17 protein-coding genes are annotated in these 23,626 nt (G+C 31.7%); 8 read left to right on the forward strand and 9 right to left on the reverse strand.

Annotation, left to right across the window (positions count from 1 at the left end; genetic code table 11):
- Positions 1–45: 45 nt before the first annotated feature.
- On the forward strand, positions 46–4,053 hold the full coding sequence (locus tag BM549_RS08535; RefSeq protein ID WP_290469886.1) for a LamG-like jellyroll fold domain-containing protein: 4,008 nt from the start codon (positions 46–48) through the stop codon (positions 4,051–4,053).
- Between the two features lie 83 nt (positions 4,054–4,136).
- On the opposite strand, the gene BM549_RS08540 is transcribed toward BM549_RS08535, so the two are convergent.
- The 8 genes from BM549_RS08540 to miaB form a co-directional block, all read right to left on the reverse strand.
- Positions 4,137–6,485: a hypothetical protein gene (locus BM549_RS08540; RefSeq protein WP_290469887.1), complete on the reverse strand. Its 2,349-nt coding sequence runs from the start codon at positions 6,483–6,485 to the stop codon at positions 4,137–4,139.
- Between the two features lie 88 nt (positions 6,486–6,573).
- Positions 6,574–8,208, reverse strand: coding sequence for a chaperonin GroEL (gene groL / locus BM549_RS08545; protein ID WP_290469888.1), 1,635 nt, complete (start codon positions 8,206–8,208; stop codon positions 6,574–6,576).
- A gap of 109 nt (positions 8,209–8,317) precedes the next feature.
- Entirely contained in the window at positions 8,318–8,596 is a 279-nt protein-coding gene (locus BM549_RS08550; RefSeq protein ID WP_290469889.1) for a co-chaperone GroES, read from the reverse strand.
- 162 nt (positions 8,597–8,758) lie between these two features.
- Positions 8,759–9,115, reverse strand: a complete 357-nt coding sequence (gene secG, locus BM549_RS08555; protein ID WP_013870160.1) for a preprotein translocase subunit SecG — start codon at positions 9,113–9,115, stop codon at positions 8,759–8,761.
- Entirely contained in the window at positions 9,115–10,068 is a 954-nt protein-coding gene (locus tag BM549_RS08560) for a tetratricopeptide repeat protein (protein ID WP_290469890.1), read from the reverse strand. Before BM549_RS08560 ends, secG begins: the two co-directional genes overlap by 1 nt.
- Positions 10,068–10,571 (reverse strand): LptE family protein, encoded by a 504-nt coding sequence (locus tag BM549_RS08565; protein WP_290469891.1) that lies wholly within the window; start codon positions 10,569–10,571, stop codon positions 10,068–10,070. Before BM549_RS08565 ends, BM549_RS08560 begins: the two co-directional genes overlap by 1 nt.
- A gap of 39 nt (positions 10,572–10,610) precedes the next feature.
- Positions 10,611–11,873, reverse strand: a complete 1,263-nt coding sequence (locus tag BM549_RS08570; RefSeq protein WP_290469892.1) for a sigma-54-dependent Fis family transcriptional regulator — start codon at positions 11,871–11,873, stop codon at positions 10,611–10,613.
- Between the two features lie 41 nt (positions 11,874–11,914).
- Positions 11,915–13,354, reverse strand: coding sequence for a tRNA (N6-isopentenyl adenosine(37)-C2)-methylthiotransferase MiaB (gene miaB, locus BM549_RS08575; RefSeq protein WP_290469893.1), 1,440 nt, complete (start codon positions 13,352–13,354; stop codon positions 11,915–11,917).
- 255 nt (positions 13,355–13,609) lie between these two features.
- Between miaB and topA the strand changes: the two genes are divergently transcribed.
- The 7 genes from topA (at position 13,610) to BM549_RS08610 (ending at position 23,207) form a co-directional block, all read left to right on the forward strand.
- The gene (gene topA, locus BM549_RS08580) at positions 13,610–16,135 is read left to right on the forward strand and encodes a type I DNA topoisomerase (RefSeq protein WP_290469894.1); all 2,526 of its coding nucleotides are present in this window, start codon (positions 13,610–13,612) and stop codon (positions 16,133–16,135) included.
- Between the two features lie 6 nt (positions 16,136–16,141).
- Entirely contained in the window at positions 16,142–17,308 is a 1,167-nt protein-coding gene (locus BM549_RS08585; protein ID WP_290469895.1) for a formimidoylglutamase, read from the forward strand.
- A gap of 164 nt (positions 17,309–17,472) precedes the next feature.
- Positions 17,473–18,846, forward strand: coding sequence for a gliding motility lipoprotein GldK (gene gldK, locus BM549_RS08590; protein WP_290469896.1), 1,374 nt, complete (start codon positions 17,473–17,475; stop codon positions 18,844–18,846).
- Positions 18,847–18,905: 59 nt separating this feature from the next.
- Positions 18,906–19,541, forward strand: a complete 636-nt coding sequence (gene gldL / locus BM549_RS08595) for a gliding motility protein GldL (protein WP_290469897.1) — start codon at positions 18,906–18,908, stop codon at positions 19,539–19,541.
- 47 nt (positions 19,542–19,588) lie between these two features.
- On the forward strand, positions 19,589–21,154 hold the full coding sequence (gene gldM / locus BM549_RS08600) for a gliding motility protein GldM (RefSeq protein ID WP_290469898.1): 1,566 nt from the start codon (positions 19,589–19,591) through the stop codon (positions 21,152–21,154).
- A gap of 37 nt (positions 21,155–21,191) precedes the next feature.
- Entirely contained in the window at positions 21,192–22,091 is a 900-nt protein-coding gene (gene gldN / locus BM549_RS08605; protein ID WP_290469899.1) for a gliding motility protein GldN, read from the forward strand.
- Between the two features lie 75 nt (positions 22,092–22,166).
- Positions 22,167–23,207, forward strand: a complete 1,041-nt coding sequence (locus BM549_RS08610; protein WP_290469900.1) for an FAD-binding oxidoreductase — start codon at positions 22,167–22,169, stop codon at positions 23,205–23,207.
- Here the strand turns inward: BM549_RS08610 and BM549_RS08615 are convergent.
- Positions 23,191–23,595, reverse strand: coding sequence for a DUF983 domain-containing protein (locus BM549_RS08615; protein ID WP_290469901.1), 405 nt, complete (start codon positions 23,593–23,595; stop codon positions 23,191–23,193). The genes BM549_RS08610 and BM549_RS08615 overlap by 17 nt on opposite strands.
- Positions 23,596–23,626: the final 31 nt, after the last annotated feature.

Genomic DNA, 23,626 nt, shown 5'->3' on the forward strand with positions numbered 1-23,626 from the left:
TAAAATTTAAAGTAATTGGCTGAGCCGCAAATCAATAACTAACCTATGAGAAAAACTACGCTAACTACGCGCGCAATTTTTTGTGCATTTATTATTTTTTGTTTTAACATTTCTTTCGCTCAAACAGCAGATTTTGATAACGACGGTATTGTAGATTATCGAGATGTCGATGATGACAATGATGGCTTAAGAGATACTGTTGAGTGTCCTGCAATAGCAGGTGCTGGAAATGCACAAGCCGATAAAATTTCTTGGTCTAAAAATGGGTTCGATGTATATACCATTGGCGCTAATACAAATGGAAATGGTTATATAGAATCTGGATTTCAAAAAGCAGTTTACGATAAAGGTCAACCTTTAACAGTGTTAAATGGTGCCGCCGATTATTCTTTTCCACCATCATCATTTGCAGGTGGAGGAACCGCTACTTCTAGTGTGGGTACATTTGGAAATGGTACTATGGACTTTGAACATAATTATTTATATAGGTCTTATGAAATTCACCAATTTCGTACAACAACATCAGGAGGTTTTACTTCTGGTGGTGGAGTAAATAATGGTGTGTATGTTTATCCAGAAGTAGGAAATCAAACAGGTGACTATTATACAGTAAATATTAATTTTACAGAACCAGTGGCTTCTTTTAGTTTTGATTTTGTAGATATTTATGATACTAATGTAAATTCTGCAATTGTAAATTACGAAGTATATGCAGATGGCAACCTAGTTGCGTATTTTAGCAATAATTATATTGGAAACGATGTAACTAGTAATATAAATCTTTATGATGCAGATGGTATATTAAAAGGCACTTTGCTAGCTGGACAAAATATAGAAAATACCATTGGGTTTGTAACAGATGATTTTGTTAGTACAGTATCTATTAGACATATAGTTACTTCAGGAGCTTTAGCGGCTTCAACTCACGATCCACACGGTTTAGATACTTTTAGCTATAGTTTTCCTTGTGCACCACAATTAGATATTGATGTCGATAATGACGGTATTCCAGATAATATTGAAGCACAATCTACTGCAGCATACATTACTCCAAGTGGCATAGTAAATACAAGCGGAAGTAATATTGGTATGTGGACAAATTACGGTGCAGGTGTAATACCTGTAAATACAGATGGAACAGATTTGGTAGATTATTTAGATACAGATACAGATAATGATGGTGTATTAGATATAGATGAAAATGGCCAAGCAAATACACTTAGTAGCCTTGATACCGATAGAGATGGATTAGATGATAATTTAGATTTTGTAACAGCTAATTTTGATTCAAATGATGAAGTCACATCTGGTACACTAATAGATAGAGTAAACACTTTTGGAGATTTTGATAACGATGCAGGAACAACTGGCGACTTAGATTTTAGAGATAACAATACTTTATTGTTAGGCTCTCAAACAATAGATTTTGATGGTGTTGACGATTATTTAGATACACCAAATTTTATAAGTAATTGGACAGAAGCAACTATTATGGGTTGGGTGAAAATAGAAAATACTTCTACTGGTAACCTACCAAATTTATATAGTATAGCAGGCCAAGAAAATTTTAGACTTTATATAAGTAATGGCAGGATTCCAAATTTAGTTATATTAACTCAAGCACAAGTCGATAACTCAGGAAATAACTATCCTTCAAATAACATAACTGTAGAACCAGATGTATCTCTAAACCTGGAAATAGAAAACAATATGTGGTATCATATCGCTGGAGTTTTTGATGCGAGTACTTCTTCAGCAAAATTATATGTTAATGGAGAACTAGTTGGTACAGTAATAGACTCAAACTTAAACTCAGAATTGTTAACTAAAAACTTTAATGGTACAAATCACATTTACTCAACAAGAGAATTTACTATTGGTCGTTATCCTACAAATACTAGCATTGCAGGTTTTGGGCATTTTAATGGAAATATCGATGAGGTACGTGTGTTAAAAAAAGCATTAACAACAGATCAATTGCAAAGAACAGTTTATCAAGAAATTGAAAATAATTTAGGATATGTAAAAGGAAGTGTAATTGATAAAGATATTTTAGATATAAACACAGCAGAAAAAATTTCTTGGGAAAGTTTAGAAGCGTATTATCCAATGACAACTATTTTAAACAATAGAACCTTAGATGAATCTAATAAAAGCAGGCATATAGTTTTAAATAATATAAAAACAGTTCAAGAACAAACTGCACCAATGCCATATGAAAGTTTAAATAATGGATTATGGACAGCAGAAAGCACTTGGCTTCATGGTGATGTTTGGGATATAGAAAATTTGCCAAATAAAAACTGGTCTATAGTACATATTAAAGATGTAGTAACAACTAGTGCATCTCATAGCCATATAGGATTAATAGTCGATGCAGGAAAAACGTTAAGAGTTCTCGGTAATAATGAGATTTACAACGATTGGTATTTAGAATTAAATGGAACTATAGACTTAAGAGAAGATTCTCAATTAGTACAGTCAGAAAACAGTGAGCTAGCAACGTCTAGCGCTGGAAGAATCATTAGAAGGCAAGAAGGCCAAACAAGTATTCATAGATATAATTTTTGGGGATCACCAGTTGGAATTCAAAATACTACAGCAAATAATACAGGATTTAGATTAAACATGCTAAGAGATGCTAGTGGAAATATACAATTTACATCGGCTTACAATCCACCAGTTACAACTCCAGCAACAATTAGTACTGCTTGGACATATACTTTTCAAAATGATTTATCTTATTACGATTGGGCACCTATATCACAAACAAGTTTAATAGCGCCTGGAGTTGGTTATACCCAAAAAGGAACAGGACATTCAGGATTAAACTATCAATACCGTTTTATTGGTAAACCTAATAATGGGAATATAGATGTCGTGGCTATAGATAATGGTGGAACAGGTTCTGTAGCAGGATCAACAAAAACCGAATATTTACTATCAAACCCTTATCCATCTGCAATAGATGTACATGAGTTTATAGATGATAATTCAAGTGTAATTGGAGGTGAAATATATTTTTGGGAGCAATGGGCTGGTGATTCGCACGTTACTACAGAGTATGAAGGTGGTTATGCAATTGTAAATAAGTTAGCAGGAGTAAGAGCCTATCAGCATTCAGGAGAATTTGGAAATACAGGCGATCAAAATGGTACTAAAAAGCCTTCAAGATATATACCTGTTGCTCAAGGTTTTTTTACAGAGATAGTTTCTAATGGAACAGTGAAATTTAGAAATGATCAAAGAATCTTTAAAAAAGAAGCAGATGCAGATAACACATACAATAATGGTTCTGTATTCTTTAAAGGAAAAAATACAACTACAGAATCAAAAAATTATACAGAATCAGTAATGCGAAAAATTAGATTAAAATTTGAAGCTTCAAATAATTTATCTAGAGAATTGGTTTTAGGTTTTAGTGAGCAAACATCAGATGCTTTTGATTATGGATACGATGCCGATATAGATGTTTTTAATACTAATGATTTAGCTACTGTAATGAATGGTGATAAATATGTAATACAGGCATTTAGTGCTATTACATTAGATAAAGAAGTTGATTTAGTATTAAATAGTGATGCTAATTTAAGCTATGCTATTTCTATGATTGAAATAGAAAATATAGAAGATTCGCAGGATGTATTCTTGTTAGATACACAAGAAAATATTTACCATAATTTAAAAACAGGAGGAAATTATAATTTTACAGCTGCTGCAGGAGAAGATAATTCAAGATTTAAAATTGTTTTTAATAATGGTACAGATACAAATGAAACATTATCTACTAGTGATTTTGAAGCATCACAAGATGATATCTTGATTTTTGCTAATAATAGTGAAGGGAGCTTATATGTTAAAGGGTTGAAAGAAAACGCTAAAAGTATTACACTAATAAATATGTTAGGTCAAACGGTTTTAACCTTAAAAAACAAAAACGCGGTGCAGTTAAGTTCGGGTGTTCCAATTATAAATATTAGTGCTGGAGTTTATCTAGTTGACGTAAAATTACAAAATGGAAAAAATATAACACGAAAAATAACCTTGAATTAAGTCTAAATTTCTCATGTATAAAAAAACCTCAACTAATAAAGTTGAGGTTTTTTAGTAATTTCACTTTCATTTTAAGTAATAAACTACTTAATAGTTATAGTTTTGATAGTTGAAATTAGGCTGCCATCTTCAGCTATACCTTCTATATAAATACTTAATTCTTTTGTACCTGTATTGTAAAACTTTATATTAGTAGGGTTTTGGTCTACTAACAATAAATTTGGGTGCCAACTTATTGCTCCAAATTTTTTAAAAGCTGAACTTTGAAAACTAGAATATTTAGGTATATAATATTTTTTAATAGTATTAAAACCAACATTGGGTTTAATAACTTGAAAAGGTTTTAGGGAAGAAATACTACTGTCATTAATAAGATCTACTTGGCTCTTAGATTTTAAACGAATAACTCCTCCCGCACCTCTTAAGCCTTGACCTAAGCCGCTTTTATCAATTTCAATTTTTTCAAATTGTGAAGTAGGTAAATTATACAAGTAATTAAAATCTGTTAAAATAACACCATCATAATATACAATTGGTGACGGATTAGTAGCTCCAGTAGTGCCAAAACTTAGAGCTATTCTTGTGGTGATTGAAACGTTCCCCAATTCCTGTGCTACGTAATATCCTCTTGCATTAATATAATCTAATATATTGGCATACTTTAAATGATCGTCTTGAGCTACTTTTTTACTATTATTACTAAATGCAATAGATTCTTCTTCGTCTGCTTTTTTACGAGTTTTAATTTCTACTTCAGATAATACAATACTATTATCGTAAATTAATTGATCAATTGTAGTATTAGTTCCAACAACTCCAGTTTCATAAATACTTAAATTAGAAGAATCAAAAAAAGTGGCCTTATTAGTTAAATCATATTTTAAGTAAATGTTTGGTCTTTTAAGTTTTTTGTTTTTTGAAACGTAAGAAAATTTTAATGTTTCGTTTTTGCTAAAATAAAAATTCTTTAGCTCAAAAGTTTTATCATTTGTTAACGGTATAAATTGTGATTTATGAAATTCTGTTCCATACATAAATATACTTTCAACATTATTATCAGCTTTATTTAATTTACCTTTAATGGTTATGCCGTTATTAAATCTATAATTTTCTTTTGGAGTACTTGTGAAAATATTTTGCCAATTATAGCGACTCCAACCTTGAGTCAACAATAGAACATCTAATTCATATTTTTTTCTATTATCTATATCTGTAAAATAATATTGTGGAGATTGAATGTGTCCATTTACATAAGGACGCAAATAAAATGATGATAAAATGTTATTTGAAGGGTTGTAACTTTTAGTAGTTTGTGGTAATACCGATAAGCTAATGTTTAAATTAGGATTTGTAATTTTATTTATAGATAGTTGAATAGAGTCATTAATTGACTGATTTTGTGTAATATTTATTTCATTAGTATTAATTAAATTGTGATTAAAAAACAATCGCTCTAAAATTGGCTGTTTTTTTGAGTTAAACAATGTTACAGTGTTTACACCAGGGAATAATTCAGTTTTTAAAAGTATTAGTGATTTTTTAGTCTTATTTTCAAAAGAAAATGGTATAGTTTTTATTTTTCCATCTTTATGAACTAAGATTTTAAATTGTTCATCACTAATATTTTGCAATGTATTTTCATTGGTGTTTAATGTTAAAATAACTCGATCTTTTAAGTTGTTTAAAATCAGGTTTAGACCATTGTTGTTGCTTAAAGGAAGGTCTTTAGTTAGTATTTTTCCGTTAGGAAGTAAAATTTCTGCACTATAGGTTTTGTTTGGTGCTGGTTTTAAAGGGAATTTACCAATACCTAAAAAATTACTTTTAAATTTTGTTATTTCTAAACCGTTATTATCTAGTATTTTCCCATTAATATTAATTCCATTTCCATAATTATCTATTATTTTATAGCCTATTACATTATCTGTGTTTTCAATTAAATGTCCACTTTCAGGTAAAAATTGAATGTCGTAACTGTCACCTGTTTTATCGACGTTTGATTTTGTTGAATTTATAACATGAATTTTCTGTACAAATGCATCGTCTTCTTTGAAATTTTTCATCCAATTTGTAGAAGCTTTTACATAATAGTTTCCGGTTGAAAATGTTGAGTCTATTTCAAAACTTCCATTTGTTGTTCCATTAATTCCTAAAAATAATTGTTGCGCAACTTGTTTTCCATTAGTGTCAAATATTTCTATATTAATATTTGAAGTTCCCGTAGAAATTAAATTATTTTTCCTGTCGTACGCATAACCTTTAATCCATAGTTCTTCTCCTTTAATTAACGTTGTTTTATTTAAATGAAGAAATATTGATTCTCTTGGTAATTGAAAATAGTCTATATATTGTTTCTCAATATTTTTTTCGTTTTGACTAATAGAAAGAAAAGTGATAAAGAAAAAAAGAAGTGTAAATAATTTTTTGTTCATTTAGAGTTTTTTATATCGTAAATCTACAAAAAACTAAATCATAAAAAAACGCTTTAATTTTATTATTAAAGCGTTTTTTACTATAATTTTACATCATTCCTGGCATTCCGCCACCCATTGGAGGCATTCCGCCAGCAGGTTCGTCTTCTTTAATATCAATTAAAGCACACTCTGTGGTTAAAATCATTCCAGCAACAGATGCAGCGTTTTCTAATGCTATTCTAGTTACTTTTTTAGGATCTATAATTCCAGCTTTAAGCATATCTACGTAAGATTCAGATTTAGCATCATAACCAAAGTCTTTTTTACCTTCAGAAACTTTGTTTACAACAACACTCCCTTCTCCACCAGCATTCTCTACAATAGTTCTTAGTGGTGCTTCAATAGCTCTAGCAACAATTTGTATTCCTGTAGTTTCGTCTAAATTTTCTGTTGTAATTTTTTCTAAAACAGATTTTGCTCTTACTAATGCAACTCCACCACCGGCAACAATACCTTCTTCTACAGCGGCTCTTGTAGCATGTAAAGCATCATCAACACGATCTTTCTTTTCCTTCATTTCAACTTCACTTGCAGCACCAACGTAAAGTACAGCAACTCCACCAGCTAATTTGGCAAGACGTTCTTGTAATTTTTCTTTATCGTAATCACTAGTAGTTGACTCTATTTGAGATTTTATTTGGTTAACACGGTTTTTAATCATGTCTTTATCTCCAGCACCATTTACAATTGTAGAGTTGTCTTTATCAATTGTAATACGCTCTGCCGTACCTAACATTTCTAAAGTAGCATTCTCTAAAGTAAAACCTCTTTCTTCAGATATTACTGTTCCTCCAGTTAAAATAGCAATATCTTCTAGCATTGCTTTACGTCTGTCTCCAAATCCTGGAGCTTTTACCGCTGCAATTTTTAAAGAACCTCTTAGTTTATTAACAACTAAGGTTGCTAAAGCTTCTCCGTCTACATCTTCTGCAATAATTAATAAAGGTTTTCCTGTTTGTGCTACTGGCTCTAGTACAGGTAATAAATCCTTCATTGTAGAGACTTTTTTATCGTATAATAATACGTAAGGATTCTCTAAATCTGTAATCATTTTTTCGCTGTCTGTAACAAAATAAGGTGATAAGTAACCTCTGTCAAATTGCATACCTTCAACAACGTCTACATAAGTATCTGTTCCTTTTGCTTCTTCAACAGTAATTACTCCTTCTTTTCCTACTTTACCAAATGCATTTGCAATTAATTCACCAATAACTTCATCGTTATTTGCAGATATTGATGCCACTTGTTTTATTTTATCTGAAGAGTTTTTTACTTCTTTTGCTTGCTTTCCTAAATCTTCAACTAAGGCAGTAACAGCTTTGTCAATACCGCGTTTTAAATCCATTGGGTTTGCACCTGCAGCAACATTTTTTAAACCTTCTTTCACAATTGCTTGTGCTAAAACTGTCGCAGTAGTTGTACCATCACCAGCTAAATCGTTGGTTTTAGATGCAACTTCTTTTACCATTTGAGCGCCCATATTTTCTAATGGGTTTTCTAACTCAATTTCTTTTGCAACACTTACACCATCTTTAGTTACAACTGGTGCGCCAAATGAACGGCTAATAATTACATTTCTACCTTTTGGTCCTAAAGTTACTTTAACTGCATTAGCTAATGCATCTACGCCGCGTTTTAAACCATCGCGAGCTTCTATATCAAATTTTATATCTTTTGCCATCGTTAAATTATTTTAATTTTAGCATTTTCGTAAAACGAAACGCTGTTTTATTTAATTGAGAATGTGTTTGTTTTTATATTTCGTATTGCATACGAAATGACATTATTTATTAAATAATTGCCATGATGTCTTCTTCACGCATCATTAAATACTCTTGACCATCTAATTTAATTTCAGATCCAGAATATTTTCCATAAAGTACAGTGTCTCCAACTTTAACGGTAAGAGGTTCATCTTTTTTACCGTTTCCAACAGCGACTACAGTTCCTTTGTGTTGTTTTTCTTGAGCGCTATCTGGAATATATAATCCAGAAGCGGTTTGTGTTTCAGCAGGAAGTGCTTCTACCAATACACGATCTGCTAATGGTTTAATGTTTACTTTACTCATTTTATTGTTGTTTAGTGCTATCTAAAAGATAGACGGTTATATAATAATTTTTATGATTAAGATTTAGCTAAAAATGTGCCATTGAAGTAGGACTGACAAACTTTCAGAAATAAAAAATGCCAACTAAAAAGTTGGCATTTAAATATTATTTAAGGAATGTGATTAGTTTCCTGTTGAGTCTGTTGCTTGTGTGTTGTTTTCTACACTTGGTGCCGGTGTTGCAGGCGCTGCAGGTGTAGTAATTGCGTCTGGATCTAATGCTCTAGAATCTACAGCTGTATTTGTGTCTCTAAACGAAAAGTTAGATAGTAAAATTAAAGCAATTAATATTGCTCCTAAAGTCCAAGTACTCTTGTCTAAAAAGTCTGTTGTTTTTTTAACACCTCCTAATTGTTGTGTTCCACCACCGCCAAAAGAAGAAGATAATCCACCACCTTTTGGGTTTTGTACCATGATTACTACTATTAGTAAAAATGCTACAACTACAATTAAGATTAAAAATATAGTAAACGTGTTCATTATTCTTTATGATTTTGTTCTTGTAATTGTTTTATTGCTTTAATTTGGTCTGCAAAGAAACCACTTTTTTCTGGATATTTCAAAATTAAAATGTTGTAAGATTGAATTGCCTTCTTGTAATTTTTTTGTTCTAAATAAATACGCGCTAAAGTCTCTGTCATCAAGGCTTCCGGCTTTATCATTTGAGCTTTTGCAATATTATGATTCGAACTTTTTGTTTTTTTTGCTTCTAATTTTGGGCTTTTTTCAATAAATTTTTCAATTAATTCAAACTTTTTTGCTCTTGAAAGCGAGTTTTCTAATTGATTATCAACTGGCTTACTTTTTGTCGTGTTAGTTTTATTAATCGAAGTCTTTCTATCTATTGGATTGAATTTAGTTAAGCTTAGCCATTCACTAAAAGAATGGGTTTCAGTTTTGTTAAACTCTAATGGCTTTCCTATTTCTAAAATTGTTTCAGGTGATGAGTTTGCTTCAGAAATTGTTTCTTTTAAAATAGGTTCAACTGGTGTGTGTTCTATTTTTGCAATATCTTTAGTTTTAATCCTTGGTTGAAATAATTCAGGATCTGAAACTTTTGCAGAATTATCTATATACTCTTTTAGTGCATGATCAATATTTACACTTCTATTTATAGAAATATCTTCAGAAACAACATCTATAGCATTTATGTTTGCTGTGTTTTGTTTTATTTGCTGTGAAATTTCATTTTGCGTAAAATTTTCTGAAGTTATAAAATCAAATAGAATACTACGGTCTGTTGTGTAGGCTGCTGTTTTTTTTAATGCTTGATTGTATTGAAAACTACCACTGTTTTTTAATCCTTTTAAATGCATGGCGCGAGCCGATTGAAAATACGGGAACGTTTTTACAATATCTTGTAAAGCACTTGTTTGGTCTTTAGAGATTGCTTGTGGTTCTTGTAATATGCTTGTAAATTCAATTTTATTCATTACCAATCTGCTAGTGAAGCATTAAATATGTCTTGTGTTAATCTTTCAAAAATCTCTTCGAATGCTGTCGCCTTTATACTGGCGCTAGGTAGTGAGCTTCCTGCATAATCGTAAAAAAACGAGAATCTTTTTTCAAAATCTGCATCTTCTTTTGTTTTATTAAAAAACCTAACATTTACGCTTATGGTTAATCTGTTTTGTGCTGCGGTATTGTTTGCAGTTGCTGTGGTAGGAGAGATGCGATATTCTGTAATTTCACCTTCGTACACTAAATCTCCATTAGAGTTTACAAGTTCTAGATTGGTTTGGTCTTGAATTAAATCTTGCAATGCTATAGTAAAATCTCTTTCTAAACCAGGCTCAATTAATTGTGCATTATTTTGAAAATAATTTACTTGAAATGTTTTTGCATCACCAACATCTCCTCCTGTAAATGAGTATGCGCCACAGGCTAATAAGGTTGTTGTGATTGCTAAAATTACAATGTGTTTTAAATACTTCATATTAGATAATAAGTTGAACTTATGAGTTTTAACGGGTTTTTATAAATCAAATTGTTTAATTTTTCTATATAAAGTACGTTCGCTAATTCCAAGTTCTTCAGCAGCTAACTTACGTTTTCCATTATGACGTTCTAGAGATTTTTTAATAAGTTCTAGTTCTTTATCGTGTAAAGATAAAGTTTCTTCTTCTTCAATTTCTTCGGCGAAATGATATTTGTCTTCAGCATCTGTTTTAAACTGTTCTGGAGCATCTGCGTCTTGTGGTATAGCTAATACTTGTAAATCGTCTATTTGCTCTTCGTAGTCATGATTGTCGTCGCCGTAAATTTTTTCAATTAAGCCTTCGTTATTTTTTTGAACGTCTTTTGCATTACCATTTTTCATGAGTTCCATGGTAAGCTTTTTTAAATCGTTTAAATCGGCTTTCATATCAAAAAGTACTTTGTATAAAATTTCACGTTCGCTACTAAAGTCGCTTTCAGATTTTGTGGTTTTTATTACTGCTGGTAAGTTATTGCTACCAGAAGGTAGGTAGCCATGTAGTGTTTGTGCAGTGATCGTTCTATTTTGTTCTAGTACCGAAATTTGCTCAGCCACATTGCGAAGTTGCCTAATGTTTCCGCTCCATCTAAATTTTAATAATACTTGTACTGCATCATCACTTAGTTTTATGGTTGGCATTTTATATTTTAAAGCAAAATCACTGGCAAATTTTCTAAATAATAAATGGATGTCTTCTTGCCTTTCCCTAAGCGGAGGTAAATTAATATCTACAGTACTTAGCCTGTAATATAAATCTTCACGAAATTTTTCTTTTTTAATAGCATCAAACATGTTTACGTTTGTTGCGGCTACAATTCTAACGTTTGTTTTTTGAACTTTGCTAGAACCTACTTTTATAAACTCACCGTTTTCAAGAACACGAAGTAATCGCACTTGTGTTGTTAAAGGTAGTTCTCCAACTTCATCTAAAAAAATGGTGCCACCATCGGCAACTTCAAAATAACCACTTCTTGTTGATGTTGCTCCTGTAAAAGCTCCTTTTTCGTGACCAAAAAGTTCACTGTCAATAGTACCTTCTGGTATTGCACCACAGTTTACGGCAATATATTTATTGTGTTTTCTATGTGAGAGTTGGTGTATAATTTTAGGAATACTTTCTTTACCAACACCACTTTCTCCTGTAACCAAAACAGAAATATCTGTTGGTGATACTTGTATGGCTTTTTCTATAGCGCGATTAAGGCCAGCGCTATTTCCTATTATGCCAAAACGTTGTTTTGTTGCTTGTATTGATTCCATAACTTGTCCTGCAAAGGCAGGAATCTATTTTAGTTAATATTTTATTCTGCTTCTCCAACAGCTTCACCTATAAGTGTTGCTTTTGTACAATCTGTTACTTTTACATTTACAAAATCACCTATTTTATAATTTCCTTTAGGAAAAACGGCAACTAAGTTTTTTTCTGTACGTCCAGACCATTGCTCTTTAGATTTTTTAGATTCACGCTCAATTAGTACTTCTACAGTTTTACCAAGATGTTCTCTTGTTCTAAGCTCGCTATGTTTTAATTGTAGCTCAATAATTTCTTTTAGTCTTCGGCTTTTTATAGCTTCTGGAATATCATCATCAAGTTTACGCTCGGCAAGTGTTCCTGGTCTTTCAGAATAAGTAAACATATAACCAAAATTATATTTTACATATTCCATTAAGCTTAAAGTGTCTTGGTGATCTTCTTCTGTTTCTGTTGGGAAACCGGCAATCATGTCTTGACTAATGGCGCAGTCTGGAATAATAGTTTTTATATTATCTATTAAAGTAAAATATTCTTTACGTGTGTGCAGACGATTCATGGCTTTTAAAATGCGATCGCTTCCACTTTGTACAGGTAAATGTATGTGGTTACAAATATTTTTATATTTAGCCATTGTTTTTATTACCTCTAAACTCATGTCTTGTGGGTTTGAAGTAGAAAAACGAATACGCATTTTTGGTTGTGCCTCTGCGCAAATTTGTAATAACTTTGAAAAGTCTACTGCTGTAGCTTTTTGAATATCTGATGCTTTTGAGAAATCTTTTTTAAGTCCGCCGCCATACCAAAGGTAGCTGTCTACATTTTGGCCTAATAAAGTGATTTCTTTATAACCTTTGCTCCATAAATCGTTTATTTCTTCAATAATACTTTGTGGATCGCGACTACGTTCTCTACCACGAGTAAATGGTACTACACAAAACGTACACATATTATCACAACCACGTGTTATAGAAACAAAAGCAGTAACGCCGTTGCTGTTTAATCTTACTGGAGAAACATCACCATAAGTTTCATCTTTAGAAAGTACAACATTAATAGCGTCATGACCTTCTTCAACTTCGGCTAAAAGATTAGGTAAATCTTTGTAAGCATCTGGACCAACAACGAGATCAACAATTTTTTCTTCTTCTAAAAATTTACTTTTTAAGCGTTCTGCCATGCATCCTAAAACACCAACTTTCATTTTTGGATTAGTACGTTTTACAGCATTGTATTTTTCTAAACGCTTTCTTACAGTTTGTTCTGCTTTGTCTCTAATCGAGCATGTGTTTACTAAAACTAAATCTGCATCTTCTAGTTTGCTTGTGGTGTTATAACCTTGCTTATCTAAAATTGAAGCTACAATTTCACTGTCGCTAAAATTCATAGCACACCCATAACTTTCTATAAAAAGTTTTTTGGTGTTTTTATCGTTTTGGTCTAAAACAAGAGTGTTTCCTTGTTTTTTTTCGTCAATTGTTTTTTCCATAAATCCTACTCAAAAACAGTAACGGTCAAGTATTATGCCTCATTACTATTAGGTGGTTACAAAGATAGTTTATTTTCTAAATTGTGACAATATGACAGTGTGTTAATTTTGTAATAAGAGTTATTTATATATTAAGGAAAGAAAGTTTTTGTGTTAATTTCTTTGATTTTAAAGACTGAAATGTGATAGAATTTAATATAAATTATGCTCATATGTATTTTTTCATATACATTTGTAACCTCAAAAATGATATGAATGGCTAAGAATTTAGTAATAGTTGAGTCACCAGCTAAGGCGAAAACGATAGAGAAATTTCTAGGAAAAGATTTTAAAGTAGAATCAAGTTATGGGCATATTTCAGATTTGCCTTCAAAGGAATTAGGTGTAGATGTAGACGGTGATTTTGATCCAAAATATCAAGTATCCACAGATAAAAAAGCAGTTGTAAAAAAACTAAAGGATTTAGCCAAAAAAGCAGAAATTGTTTGGTTAGCTAGTGATGAGGATCGCGAGGGTGAGGCTATAGCTTGGCACTTAGCAGAATCTCTTGGCTTAGATAAAGAGAAAACTAAACGAATTGTTTTTCATGAAATTACAAAAGCTGCCATTCAAAAAGCGGTAGAAAACCCAAGACAAATAGATTACGATTTAGTAGATGCGCAACAAGCAAGACGTGTTTTAGATCGAATTGTAGGTTATGAGTTGTCTCCAGTACTTTGGAGAAAAGTAAAAGGAGGACTTTCAGCAGGTAGAGTGCAATCTGTATCTGTAAGATTAATTGTTGAACGTGAAAGAGAAATTCAAGCTTTTAATGCAGAAGCGTCTTATAGAATAGATGCCGAATTTTCTAATGAAGAAGGACAATCGTTTAAGGCTAAATTGCCAAAAACCATAAAAACAAAAGCCGAAGCCTTAAAGTTTTTAGAAAAAAATGCCAAAACAACATTTAAGGTTTCAGATTTAGAAAAAAAACCTGCTAAAAAATCTCCAGCAGCACCATTTACAACCTCTACATTACAACAAGAGGCATCACGAAAGTTATATTTTTCAGTAAGTAAAACCATGACAATGGCGCAACGCCTTTATGAAGCGGGTTTAATTACTTATATGAGAACAGATAGTGTAAACCTATCTAAAGAAGCAAAGCAAGGTGCAGCAAAAGAAATTATAGAAGCTTACGGTAAAGAATATGCTAAAGAGCGTAATTATAAAGGAAAATCTAAAGGAGCACAAGAAGCTCACGAAGCTATTAGACCAACAGATTTTTCTGCACATTCTGCAGGTTTAGACAATGATCAAGTTAGATTATACGAGTTAATTTGGAAACGAGCTATTGCATCACAAATGAGTGAAGCAAAATTAGAACGTACAAATGTAAAAATTAAAGCAGCAGACCATAAAGAAGTATTTTCTGCAAATGGAGAAGTAATAACATTTGATGGTTTCTTAAAAGTATATCTTGAAGGAACAGATGATGAGGATTTAGAACAGCAAGAAGGTATGTTGCCTGCCATGAAAGTTGGAGAAACACTATTAAATAATAGTATTACAGCAACAGAACGTTACACTAGGGCACCTTATAGATATACCGAAGCTTCATTAGTTAAAAAACTTGAAGAGTTAGGTATTGGTAGACCATCTACATACGCACCAACTATTTCTACAATTCAAAATAGAAATTATGTAGAAAAAGGAACAGTAGAAGGAACAGAGCGTAACTATACGCAATTAGTGCTTAAAAATGGAGATGTAAAAGACAATCTGCTAACAGAAAAAGTAGGGTCAGATAAAGGTAAATTAGTACCTACAGATATTGGTATAATTGTAACCGATTTTTTAGTAAATCATTTTGAAAGTATATTAGATTATAGTTTTACAGCAAATGTAGAAGATCAATTTGATGATATTGCCGACGGTAAAGCAGATTGGAAAAAAGTAATGAAAAACTTTTATAAAGATTTTCATCCAAGAGTTATAGACGTTCAGGAAAATGCTGAAAGAGAATCTGGAGAACGTATTTTAGGAGAAGACCCTAAAACAGGAAAGCGTGTGAGTGTTCGTTTAGGTAAGTTTGGACCAATGGTACAAATGGGTACGGTAGATGATGAAGAAAAGCCAACTTTTGCAAGCTTAAGCCCTGATCAGCAATTAGGAAGTATTACTTTTGAAGAAGCGATGGATTTGTTTAAATTGCCTAAAAAATTAGGAGAATATAAAGACGAATCTGTTGAGGTAAATAATGGGCGTTTTGGACCATATGTTAAATTTGGAAAAGCATATGTCTCATTGCCAAAAGGAACAGACCCTTTAAGTGTAGAGTATGATTATGCTGTAGAACTTATAAAAGAGAAAGAAAAAGCAGATGCACCAATTTATACATATAAAGATTTACCTGTACAAAAAGGAAAAGGACGTTTTGGGCCATACATAAAATGGAACAATATGTTCATTAACGTTAACAAAAAGTACGATTGGGATAATTTGTCTGAAGATGATATAATAGAACTTATTGAAGTAAAAATCCAAAAGGAAATTGATAAGGTTGTACATAATTGGGAAGATGAAGGAATACGTGTAGAAAAAGCACGTTGGGGAAGACATAATGTAATTCAAGGAAAAGTAAAAATTGAATTACCAAAAACAGTAGATGCAGCAGCACTAACTTTAGATGAGGTGAAAGCGATAATAGAAAAAAACGCCCCTAAGAAAAAAACAACAAAAAGAAAAACTGCCGCAAAGAAAACAACAACAAAGAAAAAAGCCACAGCTAAAAAGAAGTAATACTTTATGAATTTTAATTTTTTGTCTCCTGTATCAGATTCGGTTTTAGCTCATAATGAGCTTTTATCTATGCAAGCTCTAGGACGAAAATTAAAAATTCATTCTGCTCAAAATGGAATTCCAGATTTAGAAGATGTATCTATTGCAATAATCGGAGTTTTAGAAAATAGAAATGATGTTAATTATATAGGTGAAGAATTTCAGCTAAATGAAGTTAGAAAATCGTTTTATGCATTATTTCCTGGAAGTTGGAATACAACCATTGCAGATTTAGGCGATATAAATAAAGGAGAATCTGTTGAAGACACTTACTTTGCTTTAAAAACAACAGTCTCTATATTAATTCAAAAAAAAATAATTCCTGTTATCTTAGGAGGAAGTCAAGATTTGACTTATGCCATTTATCGAGCTTACGATAATTTAAAACCTATGGTTAATATCGTGAATGTAGATTCGCGTTTTGATTTAGGTGATTCAGCAAAACCAATAAAAAATAATAGTTTTATTGGTAAAATTATATTGGATGAACCATATAATTTGTTTAATTATGCAGCTTTAGGATATCAAACGTACTTTAATTCGCAAGAAGAAATAGATTTAATGGAGCGCTTGTATTTTGAAGCCTATCGTCTAGGTGAAATATCTAATGATATTACAATTGTAGAGCCTGCGATGAGAGATGCAAATATTGTGAGTATAGATTTAGGAGCAGTAAAAGCATCAGAAGTAAGTTTAAAACAACGTTTGTCTCCTAATGGATTAGATGGAAAAGAAATTTGTGCAATTGCAAGATATGCTGGAATTAGTAACAAAGTAACATCATTCGGTATCTTCGAGTATAAGCCTTCTTATGACGATGAAGTGACGTCAATGTTGATTTCGCAAATGCTATGGTATTTCATAGAAGGTTATAATTGTCGTGTTGTAGATGATGAATTTGTAAATGATAATAACCATCAAAAATTTACAGCATTAACCAGCTCTGAAGAATTAGTTTTTTATAAAAGCACTAAAACAGGACGTTGGTGGATAGAGATTCCTTTTTTGGCAAATGTTAATAATAAATTAAAAAAGCATACGTTATTATCTTGCACACATAAAGATTATCTTGACGCTTGTAACGATAAAATACCAGAACGATGGTATAAAGCGTACCAAAAAAATAGTGTTTAAAAAGTGAAAAATGTTCAATTTTAACAATTTCTTAATCGTTTAAATGTGAATTTTATACGATGAAATGTAATTTTTTTTAGTTAAAAAGTTGTTTTTTTGAAAATATATAAATATGTTTACGCTCTTAAAAAATTTAAGAGATTAATTAACCTCGAGTTTTTATCATGAATATGAAGAAGTTTGTATTATTAACAGCGGTTTTAGCGCTTTTAGCAAGTTGTGGGTCTAAGGACAAAGGACAACTAGTTGGTGTTAAAGGAAAAAAATGGCATCCAGAAAAACCTTATGGAATGACATTAGTGCCTGGAGGCGCATTTATTATGGGTAAAGCTGATGATGATTTGGCTGGAATTCAAGATGCACCTGCAAAAACAGTTACAGTAAGAGCCTTTTATATGGACGAGACTGAAATTACTAATAGTGAATACCGCCAGTTCGTAGAATGGGTAAGAGATTCTACTATTAGAACAAAATTAGCAATCTTAGCAGACGAAGTTGGAGAAACTGGAGACAGTGGAGAACCTGGTATTGGTCAATATGCTTTTAAAGATGCAAACCCAGACGAAATGACGCCTTACGAGCAATATATGTTAGATAACTATAGTGGTCTAGGAGAAACAGGTTATGAGGGTAGAAAATTAAATCACGATGTAGATTTAATTTTTGATACTGCAGAATATCCAGATGAGTATTACGTAGAGGTAATGGATACTATGTATCTTCCAATAGAAGAGTCTTATAACGGACAACGTACTTGGGATGTTACAAAGTTTAAATTCCAGTATTCATATATGGATATTGCAAAAGCTGCAAAAAACAAAAATTTACGTCGTAAAGATGTTATTATAAAAGAAGAGGTAGAAATCTATCCAGATACTACAGCATGGATTCGTGACTTTGCTTATTCTTACAATGAGCCAATGCATAACGATTACTTCTGGCATGATGCTTATAGCGATTACCCAGTAGTAGGAGTATCTTGGAAGCAAGCTAAAGCATTTTGCCAATGGAGAACTTTAAAGCACAACGCTTATCGTAAAGAAAGAAAAAGACATTACGTAAATTCATACCGCTTACCAAGTGAAGCAGAGTGGGAATACGCAGCAAGAGGTGGATTGCAAGCCGCAACTTTCCCTTGGGGTGGACCATATGCTAAAAACGATAGAGGTTGTTTTATGGCAAACTTTAAACCATTACGAGGTGATTATGCAGCAGATCAAGCATTATACACTGTAGAGGCAGATGCATTTGAGCCTAACGACTTTAACCTGTACAATATGGCAGGAAATGTTTCAGAATGGGTAAACGCATCTTACGATCCTGCATCATACGAGTATGCTTCAACTATTAATCCAAGTGTTAATGATGCCAATAACCAACGTAAAGTTGTTAGAGGTGGATCTTGGAAAGATGTTGCTTACTTCCTACAAGTAAGTTCAAGAGATTATGAGTATGCAGATTCAGCAAGAAGTTACATTGGTTTTAGAACCGTACAAGATTATATGGGAACTGAAGTAACAGCAAACTCTAGAAGATAAATAAAAAACCTACTTAATTAAATTAACTACTAAAAAAAAACAACAAAAACTTAGAAATTATGGCACAAAAAGGCAAAATCACAATCACAAACATGATCTACGGATTAGGAGCAGCAATCGTAATCGTAGGAGCATTATTTAAAATTCAGCACTGGCCTTATGGTTCAGAGATTTTAACACTTGGTATGATTGTAGAAGCATTAGTATTTACATACTCTGCATTCGAGAGACAATCAGCAGATTTAGATTGGTCTTTAGTTTATCCAGAATTAGCTGGAGGAGCAGTAACTAAAAGAGCTAAAAAATTAGAAGAGCCAAAAGATGCAGAAGGTTTATTATCTAAAAAATTAGATAACTTATTAAAAGATGCAAAAATTGACGGAGAGTTAATGGCTAGTTTAGGTAACAGCATTAAAAACTTTGAAGGAGCTGCAAAAGGAATTTCTCCTACAGTAGACGCTATGGCTGCACAAAAGAAGTATGGAGAAGAAATGTCTCTTGCTGCTGCACAAATGGAATCTTTAAACAGCTTATACAAAGTACAAATGGAGGCTGCAAGTCGTCAAGCTGCAATTAACGAAGAGTCTGTAGAAAACGCTTCGAAATTAAAAGAACAAATGCAATCATTAGCATCTAACTTATCTTCTTTAAACGGAGTATACGGTGGTATGTTAACTGCTATGAACAAAAACTAATTAGTAATTAGTATAATTAATATTAATAAATTAAAAACTAATTAGACATGGCAGGAGGAAAAGCATCTGCAAGGCAGAAAATGATTAACCTGATGTATTTAGTATTCATCGCGATGATGGCTATGAATATGTCAAAAGAAGTACTATCAGCATTTGGATTAATGGACGCTAAGTTCGAAGAATCTAATGAAGTTGCTTCAGAAAAAAATAGCGCTTTATTAGCAGATTTAGAAACTAAAGCTGAAGAGAAAAAAGAAGAATTTGCAGTACCTTTTAATAAAGCAACTCAAGTAAACGCAGTTTCAGATAAATTTTTTAAATATATAGGGTCTTTAAAGGCAGATATTCTTAGAGAAGGAAACTATTCTGTAGATCCAGAAACTGGAAAATTACCTTTCGAGGCAATGGATAAAACTGATATCCTTGACGAAATGTGGTTTACAGGAGATCGTGAAACTAAAAAAGGTCAGGAAGTTATTGCTAAAATTGAGCAATATAAAGCAGATATTAAAAACATTCTTGGAACAGACGTAAAATATCAAAAAGCTATTGAGCGTTTAGAAAAGCGTTTTTCTACTGAAGAGGTTAAAACTAAAGAAGGCGTAACAAAAAGTTGGTTAAATTATAACTTTCAAGGTTTCCCAGCTATAGCATCTTACACAAAGTTAACTGCAATGCAAAACGATGTAAAGATGACAGAGGCTAATATGTTTAACCTATTTTTAGGAAACAGTTTAGATGAAGCAGTATCTTTAAAAAAATATCAAGCAATTGTATTAGCAGATAAATCTGCATTCTTTGCAGGAGAGAAGTTTCAAGGTAAAGTTGTATTAGGTAAATACGCTAATGTAACTCCAACTAAATTAACTGTTCAAGGTAAAGAAATTAATGTAGCAGAAGCTGTAGATTCTACAGGAGCTGCGAAATTAGACTTTAACGTTGGAAATGTTGGTGAGCAGGAAATTAAAGGTACTTTTACATTTTTAGAAGATGGTAAGCCTTTAGAAATCCCTATCGTTGGAAACTATGTAGTTGTACCAAGACCAAACTCTGCTACAATATCTGCAGATAAAATGAATGTTGTTTACCGTGGTGTATCTAACCCAATGACTATTTCTTTTGCTGGTGTTCCAGATAATAAAGTAAATGCTTCTGGTGCTGGATTATCTAAAGCAGGAAAAGCAGGTAAATATAATATGGTTCCTACTTCTGGAAAAGAAGTTACAATTAATGTTTCTGCTACTTTAGACGATGGTTCTAGAGCTTCAGATAAAAAGACATTTAGAATTAAAGATATTCCTAAACCTTCTGGTCAAATTGCAGGTCAAACAGGTACAGCTAAATTACCAAGAAACAATGTTGAGATTGGTAAAATTGGAGCAGTATTAGAAGATTTCGATTTCGATTTACCATTAACAGTTACAGGATTTAAAATTAAAGTAGAAGGTCAACCAAGTATATCTGTTTCAGGTAGCAGAATGAATGGTCAAGCTAAAGCGGCAATTCGTAAAGCAAAAAGAGGATCTTCTATTCAAGTATTCGATATAAAATCAAAGTCAAGTGGGCCTAGAATTAAGCCAGCTTCACCATTAGTTATAGAGTTAACTAACTAATCAACTTTATAATTAAATAAATTTTAAAATTAATAATATGAACTATAAATCTTTATTAGCAATCGTATGTGGTGTACTAGTTACTTCTAGTGCTTTTGCTCAAGCTAATATCTTAAATGCTAAATCTCCAGACGAGATTGGTGTTAGAACTGAAGAACAAAAAGCTTTAGATAACGATAAGCCGTTAGAATACGGTTATGTTGATGATAGAGATATCATGTTCGCTAAAATGACTTGGGAGAAAGTTATATTAGACGAGCGTGTAAACTTCCCATTATACTATCCTGTAGATACTAATAATATTGGAAGCAATAGACGTTCATTATACGATGTATTAACTAAAGCTATCGTAGATGGTGAAATTGAAACTGTTTATAACGATTCATATTTTACTGGAAAACGTACACAAAAAGAATTAGCAGACATTACTACTAAAGTTGATACTTTAGATATAGGTTATGATCAATTTAATGCTGAAGGCCGAGTTGATGCAGAATATATTACTACAAGACAAATTTCTTCGTTTGATATAAGTGCATATTTAATTAAAGGATTATGGTACTTCGATAAGCGTCAAGGAGAATTAAAATACCGTTTATTAGGTATAGCACCAGCTGCACCAGATGTAAACTTTATAGATTCTGACGATGAAGCTAATAAAGAACCTAATCCATTATTTTGGATATTTTATCCAGATGCGAGAGAAGTTTTGCATGAAGCAAAATCTTTTAACTCTAAAAATAGTGCAATTCCTTTTTCTTTCGATCATATTTTAAATTCACGTCGTTTTAATAGTGTAATAACTAGAGAAGAAAACGTGTATGGCGATCGTAAAGTTGAAGATTATATTCCAGAAAATGCTTTAATGCAATTATTAGAATCAGAACGTATTAAAGAAAAAATTAGAAATTTTGAATTAGATATGTGGTCATACTAATTTTAAAAATATAAAAATTTAAACGCTCACTTTTTAGTGAGCGTTTTTTGTTATATAAAACAATATCTTCGCAGTATGAAAGTAGATTATATAATTGTTGGTTGTGGATTAGCAGGTATTGCTTTTTGTGAGCAATTAATTGCAAATAAAAAATCTTTTGTTGTTTTTGATAATAGCTCACAACAATCTTCAACTGTAGCTGGTGGTTTATATAATCCAGTTACTTTAAAACGTTTTACACCTGTTTGGGAAAGTAAAAAGCAATTAGCTTTAGCTATTCCTATGTATAATGAAATTGAGAAACGATTAAATAAAAAATTCGATTATAAAGTTTCAGTAAAAAGAAGGTTTACTTCCTTAGAAGAGCAGAATAATTGGTTTGCAAGATCAGACAGAGAAGATTTATCAACGTATATGTCAACCACTATTAATAAAAACACTAACAAAAACATAGACGCTAATTTTGGTTTTGGTGAAGTTTTAGAAACTGGAAGAATAGATACTAAGCGTTTAATTTTAGAATATAAAAATTTTTTAAAATCTAAAAACTTACTAAAAGAACAAGCTTTTCACTATAATAATTTACAAGAAGAAGATGAGTTTATTGTTTATAATTTTGTAAAAGCTAAACATGTTATTTTTGCTGAAGGTTATGGATTAAAACAAAACCCTTATTTTAATCAATTACCACTAATAGGAAGTAAAGGAGAATTAGTTACAATTAAAGCTCCAGATTTAAATTTAGACTTTGTTTTAAAATCTAGTGTTTTTATAATTCCTTTAGGAGAAGATATATATCGTGTGGGTTCAACATACGAGAGAGATAACAAAGACAATACCGTTACAGAGAAAGCAAGAGTAGAACTTTTAACAAAGCTCAAAACTATAATTAATTGTGGATTTGAAGTTGTAAATCAAGTAGCGGGAGTAAGGCCAACAGTAAAAGACAGAAGACCATTAGTAGGTACTCACAAAACACATAAAAAAATACATGTATTAAACGGCTTAGGCACACGTGGTGTTATGATTGGGCCTTATGTTGCAAAGCAACTTTTTGAATTTATAGAATTTAATACAGCTTTAGATCCAGTTATAGATATCAGTCGTTTTGCTTAATATTATTTTTTTTAGCTAGCTTTTTATCATAGCTCATAAAAATATTTATCCAGATATTACGCGATAATCTAACAATAATTGGATATAATATAATTTGAGAAACTACAATTGCAATTAAAGCAACGTTTAAAGAACTATTTAAAAACAAATAGCTAATAATAAAAGCAGCAACAGCAAAAGCAATACCAACACCGTAGCTTACATACATAGAACCATAGAAAAAAGACGGTTCAATTTTATACTTTGTATTGCAGTTACTACAATTTTCATGCATTTCAAACAATTGCAAAACAGCATAAGGGTTTGGGTTTTTATACATAGACTCTTCGTGACACTTTGGGCACTTACCAGTAAAAATTCCGTAAAGTTTAGATCCTTTTTTAAACATATAATTTATGTACTTTTGCAATCATTAAACA

The sequence above is a fragment of the Lacinutrix sp. MedPE-SW genome, assembly GCF_001874145.1.
In the GTDB taxonomy this organism is placed as follows: Bacteria; Bacteroidota; Bacteroidia; order Flavobacteriales; family Flavobacteriaceae; genus Lacinutrix.